Source organism: Methyloversatilis universalis EHg5 (assembly GCF_000378945.1).
Classification (GTDB): Bacteria; Pseudomonadota; Gammaproteobacteria; order Burkholderiales; family Rhodocyclaceae; genus Methyloversatilis; species Methyloversatilis universalis_A.
In genome coordinates this window covers 2,394,126-2,414,666 of sequence record NZ_KB900539.1, presented here as the reverse complement: position 1 = coordinate 2,414,666, position 20,541 = coordinate 2,394,126, and the positions used below count along the sequence as shown (strand labels likewise).

The following is a 20,541-nucleotide window of genomic DNA, read 5'->3' as shown; positions in this document are numbered from 1 at the left end:
AGGGGCGGATTATCCCAAATTCGGGCGCCGGTCAGGCAAGCGCCGTGCGGCTGCCGTGTCGGCGGCTGCAGCGGCCGCCGGCGCCGGTCGTTTATGGATCGCGCTGCTACGCATGTGAAACAGGTTGACCAGGATGGATCGTGCGCTCCGGATGCTGCGGTGCGGCGCGCTCAGGCGCGTCCTACCTGGGTTTCGGGCTTGTTGTATCGTTACAGACTGCGGGTTCGATTTAACCTGATGAAACGGATGACTCATGACGAATGAAGCGAGTTCGACCGTCGTCACCGAGGTGGCCTGTCCCTTCTGCGGACTGGCCTGTGACGATCTGAGCGTAGACACCGCCGGCGAAGCGCTCGCGGTGGTGGGCGGTGGCTGTGCGAAGGCGCAGGCCGGCTTCGCGCGTCTGGGCGTGTCGCACGACGGCGCCAGCGCGCGCGTTGGCGGCCAGCCGGCCAGCCTCGAAGTGGCCTGCGCAGAGGTGGCCCGCCGCGTGAAGGCGTCGGCGCAGCCGGTGTTTGCCGGCATGGCGCTGGACGTGAGCGGTATGCGTGAAGTGATGGAACTGGCCGACGCCGCGGGCGGCGTGGTCGACCATCTGTATTCCGAGATCGGCTGGCGTTCGACCCGGGTGGTGCAGGATGTGGGCTATGTGACCACCACGCTGGCCGAGGTGAAGAACCGCGCCGACCTGATCGTGCTGGTGGGCACCGATGTCGTGAGCAAGGCCTCGCGCTTCTTCGAGCGTTATGTGTGGAACGACGAGGCGATGTTCGAGCCTGCGCCGGCAGCGCGCCGCATCGTCTATCTGGGTGGCGGGCTGAACACCGCCGCCGGGCAGTCGCCGGACGGTCGCGCGCCCGAGGTGTTCGACTTCGACCGCGCCCGCATGCCGGAAGCGCTGTCCACGCTGAACGCGCTGCTCGCGAAGCAGCCGGTGAGCGAGGCCGCGCCGCTGGGCATCGAGCTTGCTCGCTGGCAGGCGCTGGCGGATGCGCTGCGCGCGGCGAAGTATTCGGTACTGGTGTGGATTGCGGGCGATTTCGAGCCGTCCCAGGTGGATCTGAACATCAACGCCATCATGAGCGCGGTACGCACGCTGAACGTGAGCACCCGCTCGAACGGCCTGGGTCTGGGTGGTGCCGACGGCGAACTGAACGCCTCCATGGTGCATGCCTGGCAGACCGGCTACCCGATGCGCACCAGCTTTGCCAGCGGCATTCCGCTGTACGACCCGGTACACAACGGCACCGCCCGTCTGGTCGAGCAGGGCGAAACCGATACCGTGGTGTGGATCAGCGCGCTGAACGACAAGACGCCGCCGCCGCCGGAGGCGAAGGTGGTGATCGCGCCGCCCACGCTGAAGCTGGAGCACGAGCCTGAGGTGTTCATCCCGGTGTCGACGCCGGGCGTGCATCACGTCGGGCACTTCTTCCGCGGCGACAAGGGTGCGGCATTGCCGCTGCGCGCGCTGCGCGCGACCCGCCTGCCGTCCGCTGCGAAGGTGGCGGCCGCCATCACCGCACAACTGAAGGAGGTGAGCGCGTGAGCGTCATCAAGCTGACAGGAGGCCGGGTGATCGACCCGGCGAACGGCATCAACGACCAGGTGCGCGACATCTACGTGAAGGATGGCCGCATCGTCGCCGCGCTGGCCGACGGCGACAAGGTGAGCGCCGAGTACAACGTGTCGGGCCGGGTGGTCATGTCGGGCGCGATCGACATGCACACCCACATCGGCGGCGGCAAGGTGAACATCGCCCGCGAAATGCTGCCGGAAGACCATCGCGGCGACCCGGTGGCGCGCACCGAAATCACCCGTTCGAGCTGTGGCTACTGCGCCCCGGGCACGCTGGCTGCCGGCTACCGCTATGCCGAAATGGGCTACACCTCCTGCTTCGAGCCGGCCATCATTCCGATGAACGCCCGTCAGGCGCACATGGAAATGGGCGATACGCCCATCATCGATACCGGCGGCTACGCCATGCTGGGCAGCGACGATTTCCTGCTGCGCATGCTGGTGGCCAACGAAGACCAGAAGAGCATCAACGATTACGTCGCCTGGATCCTGCACTCGACGCAGACCCTGGGCATCAAGGTGGTGAACCCGGGCGGCATTTCGGCCTTCAAGTTCAACCAGCGCAAGCTCGATCTGGACGAACAGAACGCCTACTACGGCGTGACGCCGCGCCGCATCATCCAGACGCTCACCCGCGCGGTGCATGAGCTGGGCGTGCCGCATCCGCTGCACGTGCATGCGAGCAATCTGGGCGTGGCCGGCAACGTGGACACTACGCTGGCGACGATGGAAGCGGCGGAAGGCCGGCCCATCCACATGACCCACATCCAGTTCCACAGTTACGGAACCGAGGGTGACCGCAAGTTCTCGTCGGGTGCTGCCCGCATCGCCGAGGCGATCAACCGGCACAAGAACGTCAGTGCCGACGTCGGCCAGGTGCTGTTCGGCCAGACCGTGACCGCCTCCGGCGACAATATGTCGCAGTACCGCAACGCCGCGTTCGCGTCGCCGAAGAAGTCGGCGGTGATGGACATCGAAATGGAAGCCGGCTGCGGCGTGGTGCCCTTCAAGTACAAGGACCAGAATTTCGTCAATGCGCTGCAGTGGGCGATCGGCCTGGAAATCTTCCTGATGGTCGATGATCCGTGGCGCATCTTCCTGACCACCGATCACCCGAACGGCGCGCCGTTCACGACCTATCCGCACCTGATCAAGCTGCTGACCGACCGCAGCTTCCGCAACGCGATGCTGGACACCATCAATCCGGACGCGAAGGCGATGAGCAATCTGGCCGCGCTGGAGCGCGAGTACTCGCTGTACGAGATCGCCATCATGACCCGCGCCGCGCCGGCCCGCATCCTGGGCCTGACCGACCGCGGCCATCTGGCGCCCGGGGCGGCCGCAGACATCGTGGTCTACACCGAGAACGCCGACCGCGAGCGCATGTTCGAGAAGCCGGACCTGGTGTTCAAGGACGGCGAACTGGTGGTGCGCGACGGCAAGGTGGTGAAGGTGGTGCGCGGCAACACCCACGTGGTGAAGCCGGAGTTCGATCGCGGCATCGAGAAGAAGATCGAACCCTACTTCCGCCGTTTCCATTCGGTGCGCATGAACAACTTCAAGATCAGCGACGACGAACTGTGCGAATGCGGTGGCGGTTCGAAGCTGATTCCCCACGCCTGCGGCAAGCGGAGCTGAGCCCATGATCATCAACGGTGTATCGATCGACGATACCTTCGCCGAAGCGTTCGGCATGCGGGGCATACGCCTCATCATCACCGCCTACAACGAAACCTGGGCGCTCAATTCGGCCAATGCGATGACCGGTTTCGCGACCTCGGTCATCGCCTGCGGCGCCGAGGCGGGCATCGAGCGCCTGCTGTCGCCGGCCGAAACGCCGGACGGTCGTCCGGGCGTGTCGGTGCTGCTGTTCGCGGTATCGAGCAAGGAACTGATCAAGCAGATCGAGCGGCGGGTGGGCCAGTGCGTGCTCACCAGCCCGACCAGCGCCATCTTCGCCGGCCTGGAAGAAGGTGACCCGGTGCCGCTGGGCAAGACGCTGCGCTTCTTCGGCGACGGCTTCCAGACCTCGAAGCAGATCGCCGGCAAGCGCTACTGGCGGGTGCCGGTCATGGACGGTGAATTCCTGGTGCAGGACACCGCGCGCATGGTGAAGTCGGTGGGCGGCGGCAACTTCCTGGTGCTGGCCGACACTCAGGTACAGGCGCTGGAAGCCTGCGAGGCGGCCATCCGTGAAATGCGCAAGCTGACCGACGTCGTCATGCCCTTTCCGGGCGGCGTGGTGCGCTCCGGTTCCAAGGTGGGTTCCAAGTACAAGGCGCTGTCCGCCTCGACCAACGATGCTTTCTGCCCGACGCTGCGCGGCGCGACGAAATCGGAACTGGACGAGCGCATCGGCGCGGTGCTGGAAATCGTGATCGACGGTCTGACCGACGCATCGGTCAAGAAGGCGATGGAAGTGGGCATGCGCGAGGTGTGCAAGATCGGCGCGGCCGGCGGCATCCGCCGCCTGTCCGCCGGCAACTATGGCGGCAAGCTCGGCCAGTTCCAGTACCACCTGCGGGAGATTCTGAAATGAGTGCTCTGGTTCTTGCACTGCGCAATGCACCGGCCCAGCGCGTGGACGTGGGCAGCCTGAATCCGACCGCGCTCGCCGGTCTGTCGCTGGCCGACATCGCGGCGCTGACGCTGTCGGTCGGCAAGCGCACGGTGCGGGTGGACGACCTGTTCGAGCTGTCGGGCGACGACAGCAGCGATGTGGTGTTCCGTGGCGACTGTTCGAAGCTCGAGCGCATCGGTGCCGGCATGAAGTCCGGCCGGGTGACGATCGAGGGGGATGCCGGCGCCTATGTCGGCCAGGGCCTGCTCGGCGGCGACATCGTGGTCAAAGGCAGTGCCGGCGCCTTCTGCGGCACCGGCATGAAGCGCGGCCGCATCGAGGTGACCGGCGACGTGGCCGATTTCGCCGGCGCCGCGATTCCGGGCGAAATGAAAGGCATGGCTGGCGGTCTGCTGCTGGTCGGCGGCAATGCAGGCGAGCGTCTGGGCGACCGCATGCGCCGCGGTCAGATCCTGGTCAGCGGCAATGCCGGCGACTACTGCGGTGCCCGCATGATTGCCGGCACCATCGCGGTGGCCGGCAAGGTGGGCGCCTATCCGGGCTATCTGATGAAGCGCGGCACCCTCATCCTGAACGCGCTGCCGGCGCAGATGCTGCCGGGCATCGTCGATTGCGGCAGCCATCGCCTGGGTTTCCTGAGCCTGCTGTATGCGAGCTGGAAGGGCCTGCCCGGTCCGTTCGGCGCGCTCGACGCCAGCGCCTGCACCGTCCGTCGCTACATGGGCGACATGGGCGTGACCGGACGCGGCGAACTGCTCGTGCGCGGCGGATGACATACCGCTGGTGGCCGCAGTCGTCCTATGCGCTGGTGCGCCGCACCGCGGCGGGGCGGCTGCTGGTCACCGATGAACTGCTGCGCGCCTGGCTGGCGCGGCCCGAACTGGCGCTGGTCGATGACAGCTGCCCGGCCGAGCGCGCGCTGGTGGCCGCGCTCGATCACTCGCCGGCGCGGGTGGTCGAACACGGCGAGATCGCGGCCATCCGCGATCCGGATGCGCGCGACAACTGGTTCGCCTTCGTCGCTTTCCGCAACCGTGTGCTGGCCCAGCCGGACATCGAATCCGCCTGGCTGGAACTGTTCCTGGACGGGCTGTCAGGCATCGCGCCGGTGTTCGTGCCGCAGCTGACCGAGCTCATCCTGCACGGCCTGCTGCACGACTGCGACGACCCGCTGATGTGGCGTGCCGCAGAGCTGTTCTTCCGCAGCCAGCGTGCCACGCCACAAGGTGGCCGGGTGCTGATGGCGGACGCAGAGCTGCTGGGCGACTACGCTGAAACTGGTGGCTTCGGCAACATCGGTCGCCTCATCCTGCAGGCGGGGGGCGCGCCGCGCCGGGCCGACCTCGACGTGCTCGACCCGGCCAACGCGGCCGAACTGTACGAACGTGTGGGGCGCCGCGCCGTGCTGCCGCTCAATGTCGGCCAGCCCGGCCTCGATGCGCTGTGCCGCGTGATGGAACGCTTCATCGCCCACTTCTACGGCTGTGCGGTACGCATTGCGCCGCAGAAAGACATTCAGGACGAGCGCTGGGCCTGGCATATCGGGCTGGACCGCGAGGCGATGGACCTGCTCAATACCCTGTACGAGGGTGGCGAACTGGCGCCGGACCGGACCGCACGCATCGTTGCGCTGTTCCGTCTCGATTTCGTCGATCCGCTGGATCTGCGCGCCGAACTGCGCCGCGATGGCGAAGCACGGCCGGTGTGGATGGCCCTGGCCATGGACGACGCCGGGCTGGTGCAGATGAAGCCGCAGAATCTGCTGCTCAACCTTCCGCTGGCCGCAACGAACTGAAGCCTTGACTCACTGCTGGCCAGGGCGGTGTTACGCATGATCCTGCCCGGGCCGTCGTTCCGGTCACTGATGGGCCGGACCGGGCGGCACAGATGCCGCCGCCGTGCTGCGCTGCAATGCCGCCGCGGCTATACTCGGCCGCTTTCCCTGCCCGACCCGAAAGCGCCATGACCGTCGCCAAGCCTGAAATCCGTCCGGCCCGCCCGTATTTCTCTTCCGGCCCCTGCGTGAAGCGCCCGGGCTGGACATTGGACGTGCTGAAAGACGCCTTCATCGGCCGTTCCCACCGTGCGAAGGAAGGCCTGGCCAAGCTGAAGGAGGTGATCGTCCGCAGCCGTGAGGTGCTGGGCATTCCGGACGACTACCGTATCGCCATCGTGCCCGGTTCGGATACCGGCGCAGTCGAAATGGCGCTGTGGACCCTGCTCGGCGAGCGCGAGGTCGATTGCCTGGCCTGGGAAGCCTTCGGTGCCAACTGGGTGACCGACGTCGGCCCGGTGCTCAAGCTGGCGAACGCGCGGCTGGTGGTTGCGCCCTACGGCAGCCTGCCGGACCTGTCGGCCGTGAGCTGGGACCGCGACGTGGTGTTCACCTGGAACGGCACCTCGGGCGGCGCGCGCGTGCCGGATGGCGACTGGATTGCCGACGACCGCGCCGGCCTGTCGATCTGCGACGCCACCTCGGCCGCGTTCGCGATGGATTTGCCCTGGCACAAGCTGGACGTGACCACCTGGTCCTGGCAGAAGGTGCTGGGCGGCGAGGCGGCGCACGGCATGATCGTGCTGAGCCCGCGTGCGGTCGAGCGGCTGTACCGCCACACGCCGGCCTGGCCCATCCCCAAGGTGTTCCGCCTGATGAACAAGGGCAAGCTCACCGAAGACCTGTTCGAGGGCAACACCATCAACACGCCGTCGATGCTCTGCGTCGAGGACCAGATCGACGTGCTGCGCTGGGCGCAGGACATCGGCGGCCTGCCGGCGCTGATCGCGCGCAGCCAGGCCAGCTTTGCCGCCCTCGAAAGCTGGGTGGCGAAGACCGGCTGGGTGGACTTTCTGGCCGACCGCGCGGACGTGCGTTCGCCCACCTCGGTCTGTCTGAAGATCACCGACCCGTGGTTCGAGGCGCAGCCGCTGGACGCGCGCTGGGCCATCGTGCAGCGCCTGTGCGCGCTGCTCGAACGCGAGAACGCCGCGTTCGACATTTCCGCCTACCGCGACGCGCCGCCGGGCCTGCGCATCTGGTGCGGCGCCACCGTCAATACCGAGGACGTCGTTGCGCTGACCCTCTGGCTGGACTGGGGCTATGCCACGGTGAAGGCCGGAGCCGACGCATGAAGCAGGTCATCCTGTTCGACTGCGACAGCACGCTGTCCACGATAGAAGGCATCGATGTGCTGGCCGAACGCGCCGGCGTGGTCGATCAGGTGGTGCCGCTGACCAACGCTGCGATGGACGGCCGGCTCAGGCTGGAAGAGGCCTATGCCGCGCGGCTTGACCTCATCCGGCCGGACGCGGCCACGCTGGAGGCGATCGGCCAGCTCTACATCGACACCCGGGTGGACGGCGCCTCGCAGGCGGTGGCCGCGCTGGCCGCACTCGGCTGGGAGGTGCATGTGGTGAGCGGCGGCATCCGCCAGGCGGTGCTGGCCATCGCCGGCTTCCTCGGCGTGCCTGGCGAACGGGTGCATGCGGTCGATCTGCGTTTCGACGAGGCCGGCCACTACGCCGGCTTTGACACCGCCTCGCCGCTCGCGCGCACTGGCGGCAAGGCAGAAATCGCCCGCCGTGTGGGCGCAGGCGCCGACCGGCTGGTCATGGTGGGCGACGGCATTACCGATCTCGAAGCCGGTGATGCCGGCGCGACCGTGATCGGCTTCGGCGGCGTCGTACGGCGTGAAATCGTGGCCAGCCGGGCGCCGCATTTCATCGACCGCGCCGATCTGCGCGAAGTGGTGAAGCTGCTGGCGACGCCGGACGAACTGGCGCGGGTCGAGGTGCTGCTGCGCTGAAACCGGCGCCGGTCAGCGTGTCGCGGTGATGCGGCGGCCGTCGCCGGTCACCAGATACAGTGTCCGGTCGTCCGGCCTGTCCTGGCGCACCACCTTGTCCAGCAGTTCGAACAGCCGGGCTTCGATCACCATGCCCGGCCCCATGCAGGCCATGCGGGTGGCGGCGATCCGGCCGAGCCGCATTTCGTGTCCTGCGCGCGCCCAGCTGCCGGTGTAGCGGTTGCAGCCGCCGCGTCCGGTCAGCCGGCCATCCGGCAGGAATTCGATGTGGGCGTCGACGTCGGCCGGCACCTTCAGTTCGCCGATTTCATGAATCTGCCAGCGCCCGTCCGGCGGACCGCCCCCGCCGTAGGCGCAGGCGGTCAGCAGGGTCGCGGCGAGCAGGGCGGATGGAACGGGGAGCCGGATCATCGTTTCAGAAGCGCGGCTGGCGCTGCAGCGGGCCGAAGCACTGGCTCATGTCCGGGCGGTAGCACACCAGATGACTGTCGCCGCCCTGCCTGAAGTAGACGAACACCCGGTAGGTTTCGCCGGCGTCGTCGCCGTTCTGGCCGAGACAGTCCTTGCCGCCTGAATTGCGCCGTATGGTCACGTTCAGTTCGAAGAAATCGTCGGCCACCGGCACCGGCGAAAAAACGTAGTCCACGTCGGTGCTTTCGTCGCCGCTGAGCACCCGGCCGCTGCCATCGCTGCGGTACTCGTAGCTTTCGACGCACTGCGATTCGTCGGTCCAGCGCCACAGCCCCTCGATGTGCGGCGCGGACAGCGGCGCGGCGGAACTGACCCGTGCCGCGGCCGGCAGGGCCATCAGGCACAGTGAGCCGAACAGCAGCGCTCGATGCGCGGAGGAGGGCGGGGTCATGGCGTACTCCGGTGACGGCCTGTTTCGATTGTAGGCGGCGCGACGCCGCCCGTCCGCCGGCACTGCAGCATGCGTGACCGCTTCAGAGGCTGGAGCCGCGGCTTCTTTTCAGCGGGCCGAAACAGTGCTTCAAATCCGCTTCCATGCACACGATGTGCTGGTCGCCGTCCGGGTGGAATTTCAGATAGACGGTGTAGCGCTCGTGGGTGTCGTCGCTGGCTGAGCCGGCACAGTCCAGACCGCCATTGTCGCGGGTGATGGTGGCTTCCAGCCGGTAGAAACCGTCCTTCAGCGGCACCGGGTCGAAGATGTAGGCCATCTCCGCGCGCTCCTGCCCGCTGCTTACCCGGCCGCTGCCGTCGGCGGCGTATTCGTAGGTTTCGCTGCACTGCTGCGGATCGGTCCAGCTCCAGCTGCCGGCCAGCGTGGGCGGCTGCCCGGGGCGGCCTGCCGGCGCGCGTGGATCGGCCGGCAGCGCGTGCGCGGCCAGGGCGGTGAGGGCACAGAGCGCGGCAGCGCTCAGACGCAGTGCGGACGAACTCGAAAACATGGCGGACTCCGTTTCGGGTTGGCTTGCAGGGGCGGTGCGACCGGCGCATTCTTGCATCGCACGCGCCCTCCGACACGGGCGACGTGCCCGAGTTCGGCAGCCCGGGGGGCTGCGGGCATGTCGGCAGTGTGCCGGAGATACCGGAAACGGTTTTGCGCGTGCGATGTCCGAACCGCATCGATCCGCGCCGGAGCCCCGCCATGGCCGATACCGTTCTGCTGTCCTATCTGCTGGGCGTCGCGTCCGCGCTGTCCGGCTATCCCGAAGTGCCGCTGGCCGATCTGCCGACGCTGCGGCTGATGACACCGGCTGCGCTGGTCGAAGAAGCGTGTCCGGACGAGCCACGAGAGTGCGAAAAGCTGGTCGCGCTGTACGACCACGACCGCGAACAGATCCTGATCCGCGCGGACCTCGATCTGGACAACCCGGCCGACAATTCCTTTCTGGTGCACGAATTCGTGCACGTGCTGGAAGCCCGCCAGAAGGGCGCGCTCTACCAGCACGACTGCAATGCCACGCTGCGTTCCGAGCGCGAGGCCTACCGGGTGCAGAACCGCTATCTGCAGCAGGAAGGCCGGGCCGAGCGCTTCGGCACCATGCTGGCCACCATGGTGTGCGCGCGTGACCAGCGCATGGCGGGTGGCGAGGCGATGAAGCTCGAACTGGCGCCCGGCATTTCGTCCGAAGAAAGGGTGCTGGAGAATTTCATGCAGGAATTGCGTGACGGCGCGGCAGCCGCGCAGCGTCGCTGAAGCGGGGACCCGGCAGCGCTTGTGGCGCTGCCGGGTATGCGCCGGCGGCAGGTGCGCCGCCGGCAGACAGAAAGCGCTCCGCGGAACGGAGCCGGCCCGGGGCGGGCCTCAGAGCAGTACGCGCTCGATGCCGCCGGCGTTGGCCTGTTCGATGTAGCGGGCGGCCCAGTCCTCGCCGAGCAGATGACGCGCCATTTCGACCACGATGTAGTCGGCCTGGGTGCTGCTGTCATTGTCGTAGCGCGACAGTCCCTGCAGGCAGGACGGGCAGGAGGTCAGGATCTTCACGTCGCCCTTGAAGCCGTCGGCGCGCAGCGCGTCCGCCCCCTTGCGCATTTCCTCTTCCTTGCGGAAACGCACCTGGGTCGAAATGTCCGGCCGGCTGACCGCCAGCGTGCCGCTTTCGCCGCAGCAGCGGTCGTTCAGCGCGATCCTGCTGCCATCGGCGGTGGCCACCAGCTGATTCACCACCTTGAGCGGCGCGTGCGTCTTCATCGGCGTGTGGCAGGGGTCGTGGTACATGTAGCGCACGCCCTGAACGCCCTCCAGCTTCACGCCCTTTTCCATCAGGTATTCGTGAATGTCGAGCAGCCGGCAGCCGGGGAAGATCTTGTCGAATTCGTACTGCTGCAGCTGGTCCATGCAGGTGCCGCAGGACACGATCACGGTCTTGATGTCGAGGTAGTTCAGCGTGTTGGCGACACGGTGGAACAGCACCCGGTTCGAGGTGCTGATTTCCTGCCCCTTCTCGGCATTGCCGCCCGCGGTCTGCGGATAGCCGCAGCACAGATAGCCCGGCGGCAGCACGGTCTGGGCGCCCACGTGATAGAGCATGGCCTGGGTCGCCAGACCCACCTGCGAGAACAGGCGCTCCGAGCCGCAGCCCGGGAAGTAGAACACCGCTTCCTGTTCGTCCGCGGTGCGCTGCGGGTTGCGGATGACCGGCACCACCGCGGCGTCCTCGATATCCAGCAACGCGCGCGAGGTGCGCTTGGGCAGGTTGCCGGGCATCGGCTTGTTGATGAAGTGGATCACCTGCGCCTTGACCGGCGGCTTGCCCAGCGTGGGCGGCGGCGCCTTGGTCTGGCGGTCCACCAGGCCGAGCGCCTTGCCTACCTTGTGGCCCAGCCGCTGCGCCTTGTAGCCCACGCCCATCATGGCCACGCGCAGCGCCTTGATGGTGGCCGGATCGGTGGCGTTCAGGAAAGCCATCGACGCGGCGGTGCCCGGGTTGAACTTGCGCTTGCCCTGCTTGCGCAGCGCGTTGCGCATCGCGATCGACACGTCGCCGAAGTCGATGTCCACCGGACAGGGCTTCTCGCAGCGGTGGCACACGGTGCAGTGGTCAGCCACGTCGCCGAATTCGTCGAAGTGGCGCAGCGACACGCCGCGCCGGGTCTGTTCCTCGTACAGGAAGGCCTCGATCAGCAGCGAGGTGGCGAGGATCTTGTTGCGCGGCGAATAGAGCAGGTTGGCGCGTGGCACATGGGTCGAACACACCGGCTTGCACTTGCCGCAGCGCAGGCAGTCCTTGATCGAGTGCGCGATGCCGCCGATGTCGCTCATTTCCATGATCAGCGACTCGGTGCCCAGCAGCGAGAAGGAGGGCGTGTAGGCGCGGCTGAGGTCGCCGCCGGGCAGCAGCTTGCCGGCGTTGAAATGGCCGTTCGGGTCGATGCGCTGCTTGTAGTCGACGAAGGGCGCCAGTTCTTCCTGCGTCAGGAATTCGAGCTTGGTGATGCCGATGCCGTGCTCGCCCGAAATGACGCCACCCAGCGAACGCGCCAGCGCCATGATGCGGGCGACCGCGGCATTGGCTTCCTGCAGCATGCCGTAGTTGTCGGAGTTCACCGGAATGTTGGTGTGCACATTGCCGTCGCCGGCGTGCATGTGCAGCGCGACGAACACGCGGCCGCGCAGCACCTCTTTCCGTATCGTTTCGATGCGCTCCTGGGTCGGGCGGAACAGCGCGCCGTCGAAAATCTCGTCCAGCAGCGGTTTCAGCTCGCGCTTCCACGACACGCGTACCGAATAGTCCTGCAGCCGGTGGAACAGCGTCGGGCTGGCCGCACGGTTGGCCAGCGGCGCCATGTCCACGCCCAGCGACATGAGCAGCGGCTCGGCGCGCTCCAGCGGCATGTCGAGATTGTCCAGCACCCACTGCCAGCGGCCGCGTACCGCGGCCACCTGCTGCAGCGCCTGGGCGCGGCGGTCGCCGATCAGCTGATCGGCGTCGACATTGGCGTCACCGGCGTGCAGCGGCAGTTCACCGCTCAGGAAGCCCGCCAGCGCGTCGCACAGCCGGAGCTTGCTGGCGATCGACAGTTCGATGTTGATGCGCTCGATGCCGTCGCAGTAGTCGCCCATGCGCGGCAGCGGGATGACCACGTCTTCGTTGATCTTGAACGCGTTGGTGTGGCGGGCGATGGCGGCGGTTCGTGCGCGGTCCAGCCAGAAGGTCTTGCGCGTTTCGGCCGACACCGCGATGAAGCCTTCGGCGCTGCGCTGGTTGCACAGGCGCACCACCTCCGAGGCGGCGTTCATGACCGCGGTTTCGTCATCGCCGACGATATCGCCGATCAGCACCATCTTCGGCCGGCCGTGGCGGCGTGCCTTGGTGGCGTAGCCGACCGCGCGCACATAGCGCTCGTCCAGGTGCTCGAGACCGGCCAGCATGACGCGGGCGCTGCCGGTCTTGGGCAGGCCGTCGAGGTAGTCCTTGATATCCACGATGGCCGGCACCGCCTCGCGCACCTGGCCGAAGAACTCCAGACAGACGGTGCGGGTGACCGGCGGCAGCTTGTGCAGAATCCAGCGCGCGCTGGTGATCAGGCCGTCGCAGCCTTCCTTCTGCACGCCGGGCAGGCCGGCGAGGAATTTGTCGGTCACGTCCTTGCCCAGGCCCACCTTGCGGAAGGTGGCGCCCGGCACTTCGAGGATTTCGGCTTCGCCGCGCGGCGTGCGGCCGTCGGCGTCGAAGCGCTGGACGGCGAAGCGCACCAGCGGCGCGTCGTGGATCTTGCCGAGGTTGTGATCCAGCCGCGTGATTTCCATCGGCCAGCCATCGGCATCCACCATGCGCCAGCTGGCCAGATTGTCGAGCGCGGTGCCCCACAGCACCGCCTTCTTGCCGCCGGCATTGGTGGCGATGTTGCCGCCGACACAGGAGGCATCGGCCGAGGTCGGGTCGCAGGCGAACACCAGACCGGCGTGCTCGGCGGCATCCATCACCCGGCGGGTGACCACACCGGCACCGGTGCGTATCGTGGCGTAGGGCTCGGACAGGCCGGGCAGCACCATGGGCTCGACCGGTCCGAGGTCAATCAGCTTTTCGGTGTTGATGACCGCGGATTTCGCCGACAGCGGCACCGCGGAACCGGTATAGCCGGTGCCACCGCCGCGCGGGATGATGGTGAGGCCGAGTTCGATGCAGCCCCGCACCAGCGGCGCGATCTCGTCTTCGGTGTCCGGATAGAGCACCACCATCGGGTACTCGACCCGCCAGTCGGTGGCGTCGGTCACGTGAGCGACCCGGGCCAGACCGTCAAACGCGATATTGGCGTCGCGGGTGTGGCGGCCGAGCACGCGGCGGATGCGGCTGCGCAGGCGACGGGTGTCTTCGAAGCGGGCGTCGAAATCGAGAATGGCGGTACGCGTGGCCTCGACCAGTTCGCCCACCTTGCGGTCGCGTTTGCGGGCGACCGGATCGATGCCCGGACGGCGGCGCAGGTCGACCTCGCGCAGCCGATGCTGCAGCGCACCGACCAGAGCGGCCTGCCGCTTCGGGTTGTCCAGCAGGTCATCCTCGAGATAGGGATTGCGCTGGACCACCCACATGTCGCCCAGCACTTCGTACAGCATGCGGGCCGAGCGGCCGGTCATGCGTTCGTCGCGCAGGCTGACCAGCAGGTCCCACATTGGGGCGCCCAGCAACCGCATGACGATTTCGCGGTCGGACAGCGAGGTGTAGTTGTACGGGATTTCGCGCAGTCGGGTAGGGTCGCGCGAAGCTTGCAAATCGATGAGCGCGGTAGCGGATTCCATCAACAAGCCATGAAGCGAATCGGAGCGGCAGTATACGCCGGTTTGTTGTGCACTGCGCCAGCAATGGCGCGCAGTGTGTCGTTCACTGTTCCATCGGCGGTGCGCGTCCGCCGGATCTGACCGAAAGGATGTTTTGGATACCCTGACTCACGCGCTGTCCGGTGCGCTGCTCGGACGACTGATGGCCCGGCCGCCGGCCGGCCCGGCTCAGCCCCAGGTATGGCAGGCGGTGGCCACCGCCACCTTTGCCGCCACCTTCCCGGATTTCGATTTCGTGCTGAATTTCGTGTCCGATCTCGCCTATCTGCGCGGGCACCGCGGGCTGACCCATTCGGTCCTCCTGCTGCCGTTGTGGGCGCTGCTGATCGCCTGGATGATGCCGCGGCTGCTGCGCGCGCGGCAGATCGACTGGCGCGCGCTGTACGCGCTGGCCTGCGGCGGCATCGCCATCCACATCCTGGGCGACCTGATCACGCAGTTCGGCACCCTCATCCTGGCGCCGCTCTCCGACTGCCGCTTCGGCTGGGGCACCACTTTCATCATCGATCTGCCGCTGACCGGGCTGCTGATCGCCGGTCTGCTGGCCAGCGCGCTCTGGCGGCGCAGCCGGTTGCCTGCCGCACTGGCACTGGCAGCGGCGGTGGGCTGGGTCGGTGTCGGTGCGGTCGGCCGGTCGGAGGCACTCGACGCGGCGCGGCATTACGCCACGCAGCAGGGTATTGCCGTCGTGGCGATAGACGCCATTCCGCGGCCGGCGTCGCCATTCAACTGGACGGCCGTGGTCGATGACGGCACGCGCTTTCACATCGCCCACATCAACACCCGGCGCAGCGAAGTGATGAGCGCAACCGCGGACGATGGCTTCATCCGCCGCTACAGCGCGCATTACCGGCCGGTGGCGCAGGCGGAATGGATGGTGCGCCCGCGCTTCGACGAGGGCGAGGCGAGGGCGCTCAGTCAGGCGGCATGGACCGCCCCCGAGTTCGCCTTCTTCCGCTGGTTCTCGATGTTCCCGGTGGCCGAACCGCCCACTGCGGGCGCACCCGGCTGCGCGGTGTTCCGCGACCTGCGTTTCGAAACGCCCGGGCGGGATGCCGTGCCCTTCCGCTACGGGCTGTGCCGGCAGGGTGAAGGCTGGCGTCGCGTGCTGAGCACCGAAGGCGGGCTGCGGCCGGTCAGCGACTGAGCGGGGTCTGTCGCACCGACGAAAAAAGACCCGCCGTCCGTGAGGAGGGCGAGTCGATAGCGGAGAAAAACGGGAGGAAATGCGGCCGGCCAGGCAAGCCGCTTTCTGCCGGTCAGTAGCGGACGGCCACCGTGAGCTGGAAGGCACGTTCGGTGCCCGGCACCGCAAAGCCGCCGTTCTCGTACAGCGCTTCGTAGTAGCGCTTGTTGAACACGTTGAGCACGTTCAGCTTCACGTCGAACTTCGACAGTTCGTAGGCCAGCATCAGATCGGTACGCACGAAGCTCGGGGCCTTGCCCTGGGCGATCGGTGCGCAGGCGCTATAGGCCCATGCGTTGGTGGCATTGGCGGCAGCGGAGTCACACTGGCCGATGCCGTAAGCCAGTCGCGAGCCCTTGCCTTCGATACCTACACCGGCACGCCAGTTCGGCATGAAGCGGTAGGTGGTCCAGAGGTTGAAGGTGTAGTCCGGCGTGTTGCGGGGCGTTTGACCGACGCTGTACGGGTTGTACTTGCCGCGATAGACCAGACGGTTGGCATTCGCTGCCTGACCGGCCTGGAAGGTGCCGCCCGCTGCCGCAACCACGTCACCGAAGGTACCCAGAAGCTGGCCGTCGTACTGTTCGTCGATCTGCGCCTTCATCAGTGCGACGCCACCGAAGATGTCCCACTTTTCGGTGATGCGACCGGCCGCTTCGAATTCGATGCCGTCGGTATGGCGTTCCTTCGACAGCACGGCGGAATTGGCCTGTTCCAGATCGGTATTGCGCTCGTTGAACTTGGTGGCGCGGTACAGCGCGGTACGCAGCGACAGGGCACCATCAAGCAGTTCCCACTTGGTGCCCAGTTCCACCGTGCGGCTGCGCTCGGCGTCGTAGCGTACGTTGTTGTTCAGCTGATAGAGGTCGGCGGTCGGGTTGAACGAGTCGCTCCACGCGAAATAGTAGGTGGACAGGTCGGTCGGCTGGTACAGCAGGCCGCTGCGATAGCTCCACTCGTTGTACTTCAGGTTGAAGTTGGTGGTGATGCCGGTGGTCGACGCCAGCGTGTGGTAATCGGCGTCCATGCGGTCGTGACGCAGGCCGAGCAGCAGCTTCCAGTTCGGCATGAACTCGATCTGGTCCTGAGCATAGAGGCCGACCGAGTTGCCGGTGTAGCCGGCCGGGTTGAAGCGGGTGCGGTTGCCGTAGGCCGCCGGTACCGCGATGTCCGGATTCGGATTGCCGACCGTGGTGGTCGGTGCGGCCACGTTGATCGCGGTGTAGGACCAGCGGTCGGCCTTCTCGCGCAGCAGTTCGATGCCGAACAGCGCTTCGTGCTTCATGCCGGCGGTCTGGAACTTGGTGGTCAGGTCGCTCTGCACGGTGAAGGTGTCTTCCTCGCCGCCGCGCGCCTGGCGGCCGCGGGTGATCACGGTGGCATCGGTCACGGTGGAACTGTTTACCCCGCCGGGCAGGCGCGGTGCAACCGCCCACAGGTCGCGCTTGTAGTTGGCGGCCCGTGCCACGGTGCGCAGTTCGGTGTCCTGCGAGAAGCGGTGGGTCCAGATACCGGTGCTGATATGGGTGTCGTTGCGTTCGTAGTCGGACGAGGTGCCGTAGAAATTGCGGGCGCTCACGTCGAGCGGACGACGCGTGACCCGGGTATCGGTCAGCGTGCCCACGTTCGGGCGCGTGACGAAGGGCACGCCGAAGTCCGGCACGTTGTTGGTGGTCAGGTAGAGGTGGCCGATGGAGAATTCATCGGCGGTGCCGATGCCCCAGCGGAAGGTCGGCGCCAGGCCCTCGCGTTCAGATTCCACACCCTTGCGCGAACTGCCGGCATCGGTCTTCATCGCGCTGATGCGCAGTGCGGCGTTTTCGCCGACCACCTTGTTCACGTCTGCGGTGACGCGGCCGTATTCGTAGCTGCCCACCGTGGCCGACACTTCGGTGCGGTCCACCAGACCCGGCTGCTTGCTCACGCGGTTGATCACGCCGCCGGCCTGGCCGCGGCCGAACAGCATGGCGGCCGAGCCGCGCAGCACGTCGATCTGCTCCACGTGAAAGGTTTCGCGGTTGTACTGGGCGACATCGCGGATGCCGTCCAGATACAGATCGCCGAAGGAGTAGAAGCCGCGCAGCATGATGTTGTCGCCGATGCGGCCGCCTTCGCCCGAGTTGAAGGTGAGGCCGGCCACATGGCGCAGCGCGCTCTTCATCGTGTCCGCATTGCTGTCCAGCATGAGCTGTTCGGTCACCGTGGTGATGGCCTGCGGAATGTCCTTCGCCAGCTGCTTGGTCTTGGCCGAGGTAACGATGCCCGACTGATAGCCGCGGTTCGGCGAATTCGGCCGATCCAGGTCTTCACGTACCTGGACTTCTGGCAGCAGCGGAACCGGACCGTCGGCGACCGGTGCCTTGTCTTCAGCGCCGGCGGTGGAAGAGAGGGCCATCAGCATGGCGGCAGCGAGCGTCAGCGGCTGCTGCGGGGGCAAGCGTTTCATCTGCGGTGCAAGTCCTGGAAAAGGTCGTTTTCGAGAGGACTGGCTTGCAGGAGTGGGCATCGATGCCCGGGGCTGGCTGGTCCGTCCGGTCGGCGCTGATGTGCAGTGCCGACCGATCATGTGACCGATTGTAAATGAGAATGGTTATTAATGTAAATTCTCTTTTTATCCGGCAGCATGTTTGCTGTGATCGCGCCGCAAGGGCTGCGGGACGGCGTGGGCGTCCGGTTTGCCTTGCTTGATCCGGGTCAGAAGCTGTACGCGCTGTGCCCGCTAAGCTGATAATGATTCTCAGGCAGTCGTCCGGAACAGCGTCTGCCGATCCGTCTTTCCCCTTTTCTTTCCGTCTTTTCGCTCCATTGCTGCTTTCCTCCGCTCGATGACTTCTTCCGATCCAGGTGCACTCCACGCGCAGACGCTCAGCGAAGCTCCCTGCGGCCGCCGGCTGTTCATTCACGCGCTGAACGCGGCGTCCGGTGAGGGACAGGAATGGGTGGCGCGCCTGCGGGAGCTGGGCTTCATTGAAGGCGAGCCGGTGCAGGTACTGCGCCGCGGCCAGCCGGGCGGAGAGCCGCTGGCGGTGAGGGTGGGGGTGTCGACCTTTGCGTTGCGCAGGGCCGAAGCGGCCTGTATCCAGGTCATGCCCGCGGACGCCTCATGACTACCGTCACTGTCGATACCTCACGCCTCGGTCCACCGCTGGTGGCGCTGGTCGGCAACCCGAACTGCGGCAAGACCGCGCTGTTCAACCTGCTGACCGGCAGCCGGCAGAAAGTGGCCAACTACGCCGGCGTCACGGTCGAACGCAAGGAAGGGCGGCTGCAACTGCCGTCCGGCCGTCGCGTCGCGCTGCTCGACCTGCCCGGCACCTACAGCCTGGCGCCGCACTCGCCGGACGAACAGGTGACCTGCGACGTGCTGGCCGGCCGCTTCGACGGCGAGCGCCGTCCGGATCTGGTGCTGGCGGTGGTCGATGCCACCCGGCTGGCCCGCCAGCTCAGGCTGGTGCTGGGGCTGATGCGGATGGGACTGCCGGTGGTGGTGGCGCTGAATATGACCGATCTGGCGCGGGCTCGCGGACAGGTGGTCGATGCCGATGCACTGTCCGCCGCACTGGGCGTGCCGGTGGTGTCCACCGTGGCGGTACGCGCCGACGGCGCCCGCGCGCTGCTGGAGCGGCTCGATCTGCCCCCGCCGGCGCCAGCCGGATTGTCGACCGGTGGTGGCGATCAGGTCGTGGACGATCATCGCCGGGTGCGCGACATCCTGCGCCAGCTGGGGCTGGACAGCCTGCAGGCGCACGCCTTCAGCGACCGCGCCGACCGCGTGCTGCTGCATCCGCTGGCCGGCCCGCTACTGCTGCTGGCGCTGCTGTTCGTGGTGTTCCAGGCGGTGTTCGCGTGGGCGGAAGCACCGATGGGCTGGATAGAGTCCGCGACTGCCGCGACCGGCGAGACACTGGGTGCGCTGCTGCCGCCCGGACTGCTGCGCAGCCTGCTGGTCGACGGTCTGGTGGCCGGGCTGGGCGGCGTGCTGGTATTCCTGCCGCAGATCGTCATCCTGTTCTTCTTCATTCTGGTGCTGGAAGAATCCGGTTACCTGCCGCGTGCCGCCTTCCTGCTCGACCGGCTGATGGGCGGCGTGGGCCTGTCCGGCCGCTCCTTCATTCCGCTGCTGTCCAGCTTCGCCTGCGCCATCCCGGGCATCATGGCCACGCGCACCATCCAGAATCCGCGCGATCGCTGGGTCACCATCATGATCGCGCCGCTGATGACCTGTTCGGCGCGGCTGCCGGTCTATGCGCTGCTGATCGGCGCCTTCGTGCCGGCACGCACGGTTGCCGGCGGGCTGGCGCTGCAGGGGCTGGTGCTGTTCGCGCTCTATGCGGCGGGCATCGTGTCCGCGATCGCGGTGGCCTGGCTGGTGAAGCGCTTCGGCACGCGCGACCGCCGGCAGACCCTGATGATGGAACTGCCGGACTATCACTGGCCATCGCTGCGCAATGTGGCGATCGGACTGTGGCAGCGGGTGCTCATCTTCCTGCGCCGGGTAGGCGGCGTCATCCTGGCGCTGACCGTGCTGCTGTGGTTTCTGGCGTCCTTCCCGGCACCGCCGGCCAGCGCCACCGGGCCGGCCATCGAATACAGCTTCGCCGGCATGCTGGGTCATCTGCTGCTGCCGCTGTTCGAGCCGCTGGGTTTCAACTGGCAGATCGCGGTGGCGCTGGTGCCGGGCATGGCGGCACGGGAGGTGGTGGTGAGCGCGCTGGGTACGGTCTATGCGCTGTCCGCCACCGCGGACGACACCGCACAGGCGCTGGCGCCGCTGATCGCGGCGCAGTGGTCGCTGCCGACCGCGCTGTCGCTGCTGGCCTGGTTCGTATTCGCGCCACAGTGTCTGTCTACGCTGGCCACGGTGCGGCGCGAAACCGGCGGCTGGCGCGCGCCATTGCTGATGGCTGGCTACCTGTTCGGGCTGGCCTGGCTGGCGGCCTTCATCACCTACCGTATTGCTCAGGCCTGCTGCGCATGAACGGCCTGACCGATCTGATTGCGCTGGTCATCGTCGCGCTGTGTGCGGGTGTGGTGCTGCGGCGCGCATGGCGCTGGCTTGCGGCGCTGCGCAGTGCCGGGTCTGCGGGCGCCTGCGGCGGCTGTAGCGGCTGCGATACAGGCCGGGACCGGCGTGGCGGCTGTTCCTGAA

17 protein-coding genes are annotated in these 20,541 nt (G+C 67.2%); 12 read left to right on the top strand and 5 right to left on the bottom strand.

The genetic code is table 11. The features are described 5' to 3' along the window. The first annotated feature begins 253 nt into the window (after nt 1–253). From METUNV2_RS0111150 to METUNV2_RS0111120, 7 genes are all read left to right on the top strand, one after another. Nucleotides 254–1,546 carry a hypothetical protein gene (locus METUNV2_RS0111150; RefSeq protein WP_018229558.1) on the top strand — a complete coding sequence of 431 codons (1,293 nt, stop codon included), beginning with the start codon at nt 254–256 and terminating at the stop codon, nt 1,544–1,546. Further along, the gene (locus METUNV2_RS0111145; protein WP_018229557.1) at nt 1,543–3,213 is read left to right on the top strand and encodes a formylmethanofuran dehydrogenase subunit A; all 1,671 of its coding nucleotides are present in this window, start codon (nt 1,543–1,545) and stop codon (nt 3,211–3,213) included. The genes METUNV2_RS0111150 and METUNV2_RS0111145 overlap by 4 nt, the downstream gene beginning before the upstream one ends. Before the next feature lie 4 nt (nt 3,214–3,217). Then, a complete protein-coding gene (gene fhcD, locus METUNV2_RS0111140; protein WP_018229556.1) occupies nt 3,218–4,114 on the top strand; it encodes a formylmethanofuran--tetrahydromethanopterin N-formyltransferase in 897 nt (298 codons plus the stop codon). Then, complete coding sequence (locus METUNV2_RS0111135; RefSeq protein ID WP_018229555.1) at nt 4,111–4,929, top strand: formylmethanofuran dehydrogenase subunit C; 819 nt, start codon at nt 4,111–4,113, stop codon at nt 4,927–4,929. Before fhcD ends, METUNV2_RS0111135 begins: the two co-directional genes overlap by 4 nt. After that, nucleotides 4,926–5,951 carry a DUF6352 family protein gene (locus tag METUNV2_RS0111130; RefSeq protein WP_018229554.1) on the top strand — a complete coding sequence of 342 codons (1,026 nt, stop codon included), beginning with the start codon at nt 4,926–4,928 and terminating at the stop codon, nt 5,949–5,951. Before METUNV2_RS0111135 ends, METUNV2_RS0111130 begins: the two co-directional genes overlap by 4 nt. Before the next feature lie 167 nt (nt 5,952–6,118). Further along, nucleotides 6,119–7,285: a phosphoserine transaminase gene (locus METUNV2_RS0111125; protein WP_026188083.1), complete on the top strand. Its 1,167-nt coding sequence runs from the start codon at nt 6,119–6,121 to the stop codon at nt 7,283–7,285. Continuing rightward, the gene (locus METUNV2_RS0111120; protein ID WP_018229552.1) at nt 7,282–7,959 is read left to right on the top strand and encodes an HAD-IB family phosphatase; all 678 of its coding nucleotides are present in this window, start codon (nt 7,282–7,284) and stop codon (nt 7,957–7,959) included. Before METUNV2_RS0111125 ends, METUNV2_RS0111120 begins: the two co-directional genes overlap by 4 nt. Before the next feature lie 12 nt (nt 7,960–7,971). Here METUNV2_RS0111120 and METUNV2_RS0111115 read toward each other — a convergent pair whose 3' ends face one another. The 3 genes from METUNV2_RS0111115 to METUNV2_RS0111105 form a co-directional block, all read right to left on the bottom strand. Further along, complete coding sequence (locus METUNV2_RS0111115) at nt 7,972–8,370, bottom strand: META domain-containing protein (RefSeq protein WP_018229551.1); 399 nt, start codon at nt 8,368–8,370, stop codon at nt 7,972–7,974. A gap of 4 nt (nt 8,371–8,374) precedes the next feature. Next, nucleotides 8,375–8,821 (bottom strand): hypothetical protein, encoded by a 447-nt coding sequence (locus tag METUNV2_RS0111110; protein ID WP_018229550.1) that lies wholly within the window; start codon nt 8,819–8,821, stop codon nt 8,375–8,377. Nucleotides 8,822–8,903: 82 nt separating this feature from the next. Then, nucleotides 8,904–9,371 carry a hypothetical protein gene (locus tag METUNV2_RS0111105; protein WP_018229549.1) on the bottom strand — a complete coding sequence of 156 codons (468 nt, stop codon included), beginning with the start codon at nt 9,369–9,371 and terminating at the stop codon, nt 8,904–8,906. 200 nt (nt 9,372–9,571) lie between these two features. Here METUNV2_RS0111105 and METUNV2_RS0111100 point away from each other — a divergent pair, with 200 nt between their 5' ends. Next, nucleotides 9,572–10,123, top strand: a complete 552-nt coding sequence (locus METUNV2_RS0111100; protein ID WP_018229548.1) for a DUF6647 family protein — start codon at nt 9,572–9,574, stop codon at nt 10,121–10,123. Between the two features lie 108 nt (nt 10,124–10,231). Here METUNV2_RS0111100 and METUNV2_RS0111095 read toward each other — a convergent pair whose 3' ends face one another. Then, on the bottom strand, nt 10,232–14,167 hold the full coding sequence (locus METUNV2_RS0111095; RefSeq protein WP_018229547.1) for a DUF3683 domain-containing protein: 3,936 nt from the start codon (nt 14,165–14,167) through the stop codon (nt 10,232–10,234). A gap of 133 nt (nt 14,168–14,300) precedes the next feature. Here METUNV2_RS0111095 and METUNV2_RS0111090 point away from each other — a divergent pair, with 133 nt between their 5' ends. Continuing rightward, a complete protein-coding gene (locus tag METUNV2_RS0111090; RefSeq protein WP_018229546.1) occupies nt 14,301–15,353 on the top strand; it encodes a metal-dependent hydrolase in 1,053 nt (350 codons plus the stop codon). A 112-nt stretch (nt 15,354–15,465) separates the two neighbouring features. On the opposite strand, the gene METUNV2_RS0111085 is transcribed toward METUNV2_RS0111090, so the two are convergent. Next, nucleotides 15,466–17,838 (bottom strand): TonB-dependent receptor, encoded by a 2,373-nt coding sequence (locus METUNV2_RS0111085; RefSeq protein ID WP_018229545.1) that lies wholly within the window; start codon nt 17,836–17,838, stop codon nt 15,466–15,468. A 379-nt stretch (nt 17,839–18,217) separates the two neighbouring features. Here METUNV2_RS0111085 and METUNV2_RS19120 point away from each other — a divergent pair, with 379 nt between their 5' ends. Genes METUNV2_RS19120 through METUNV2_RS20010 form a run of 3 tightly spaced genes read left to right on the top strand, consistent with a single transcriptional unit; the run spans nt 18,218 to nt 20,540 of the window. After that, nucleotides 18,218–18,499: a FeoA family protein gene (locus tag METUNV2_RS19120; protein ID WP_018229544.1), complete on the top strand. Its 282-nt coding sequence runs from the start codon at nt 18,218–18,220 to the stop codon at nt 18,497–18,499. Further along, complete coding sequence (feoB, locus tag METUNV2_RS0111070; RefSeq protein ID WP_018229543.1) at nt 18,496–20,370, top strand: ferrous iron transporter B; 1,875 nt, start codon at nt 18,496–18,498, stop codon at nt 20,368–20,370. The genes METUNV2_RS19120 and feoB overlap by 4 nt, the downstream gene beginning before the upstream one ends. Next, nucleotides 20,367–20,540, top strand: a complete 174-nt coding sequence (locus METUNV2_RS20010; RefSeq protein ID WP_018229542.1) for a hypothetical protein — start codon at nt 20,367–20,369, stop codon at nt 20,538–20,540. Before feoB ends, METUNV2_RS20010 begins: the two co-directional genes overlap by 4 nt. Nucleotide 20,541 lies beyond the last annotated feature (1 nt).

What these genes read in the sequence shown, in the direction of transcription:
- METUNV2_RS0111150 (WP_018229558.1), top strand. Translation starts at nt 254, where the DNA reads ATGACGAATGAAGCGAGTTCGACCGTCGTCACCGAGGTGGCCTGTCCC.
- fhcD (WP_018229556.1), top strand. Translation starts at nt 3,218, where the DNA reads ATGATCATCAACGGTGTATCGATCGACGATACCTTCGCCGAAGCGTTC.
- METUNV2_RS0111135 (WP_018229555.1), top strand. Translation starts at nt 4,111, where the DNA reads ATGAGTGCTCTGGTTCTTGCACTGCGCAATGCACCGGCCCAGCGCGTG.
- METUNV2_RS0111130 (WP_018229554.1), top strand. Translation starts at nt 4,926, where the DNA reads ATGACATACCGCTGGTGGCCGCAGTCGTCCTATGCGCTGGTGCGCCGC.
- METUNV2_RS0111125 (WP_026188083.1), top strand. Translation starts at nt 6,119, where the DNA reads ATGACCGTCGCCAAGCCTGAAATCCGTCCGGCCCGCCCGTATTTCTCT.
- METUNV2_RS0111120 (WP_018229552.1), top strand. Translation starts at nt 7,282, where the DNA reads ATGAAGCAGGTCATCCTGTTCGACTGCGACAGCACGCTGTCCACGATA.
- METUNV2_RS0111115 (WP_018229551.1), bottom strand. Translation starts at nt 8,370, where the DNA reads ATGATCCGGCTCCCCGTTCCATCCGCCCTGCTCGCCGCGACCCTGCTG.
- METUNV2_RS0111110 (WP_018229550.1), bottom strand. Translation starts at nt 8,821, where the DNA reads ATGACCCCGCCCTCCTCCGCGCATCGAGCGCTGCTGTTCGGCTCACTG.
- METUNV2_RS0111105 (WP_018229549.1), bottom strand. Translation starts at nt 9,371, where the DNA reads ATGTTTTCGAGTTCGTCCGCACTGCGTCTGAGCGCTGCCGCGCTCTGT.
- METUNV2_RS0111100 (WP_018229548.1), top strand. Translation starts at nt 9,572, where the DNA reads ATGGCCGATACCGTTCTGCTGTCCTATCTGCTGGGCGTCGCGTCCGCG.
- METUNV2_RS0111095 (WP_018229547.1), bottom strand. Translation starts at nt 14,167, where the DNA reads ATGGAATCCGCTACCGCGCTCATCGATTTGCAAGCTTCGCGCGACCCT.
- METUNV2_RS0111085 (WP_018229545.1), bottom strand. Translation starts at nt 17,838, where the DNA reads ATGAAACGCTTGCCCCCGCAGCAGCCGCTGACGCTCGCTGCCGCCATG.
- METUNV2_RS19120 (WP_018229544.1), top strand. Translation starts at nt 18,218, where the DNA reads ATGACTTCTTCCGATCCAGGTGCACTCCACGCGCAGACGCTCAGCGAA.
- feoB (WP_018229543.1), top strand. Translation starts at nt 18,496, where the DNA reads ATGACTACCGTCACTGTCGATACCTCACGCCTCGGTCCACCGCTGGTG.
- METUNV2_RS20010 (WP_018229542.1), top strand. Translation starts at nt 20,367, where the DNA reads ATGAACGGCCTGACCGATCTGATTGCGCTGGTCATCGTCGCGCTGTGT.